Source organism: Streptomyces sp. GbtcB7 (assembly GCF_019091445.1).
GTDB classification, from domain to species: domain Bacteria; phylum Actinomycetota; class Actinomycetes; order Streptomycetales; family Streptomycetaceae; genus Streptomyces; species Streptomyces mirabilis.
Map to the genome: position 1 here is coordinate 1 of NZ_JAGXJM010000439.1, position 251 is coordinate 251.

Consider the following 251-nt stretch of genomic DNA (forward strand, 5'->3'; position numbering starts at 1 on the left):
TCCTGGCTGGTCGTTCCGGGCTTTGTCCCGTCGTCGATGTCCGCGCGACGCATCCATTTCCACAGCGTCATCGCGTGCACTCCGAAGTCGGCGGCCACCTGCTCGACCGTCACGCCCGGGCCGCGGTTCCTCGCGACCCGTACGACGTCCTCGCGGAACTCTTCCGGATAAGGCTTGGGCACAGCGACATCCTTCCCACCCGCCCCGCAGGGCAAGCCAGTTCAGATGTCACCCGATCGTGCACCAGACCC

Annotated in this window: 1 protein-coding gene; it reads right to left on the minus strand. The window is 66.5% G+C overall.

The annotated features are described in order from the left end of the window. Nucleotides 1-182, minus strand: a 182-nt coding sequence (locus KVT44_RS59795; protein ID WP_308314432.1) for a transposase, incomplete at its 3' end; no start/stop codon positions are given. Between the last annotated feature and the right edge of the window lie 69 nt (nt 183-251).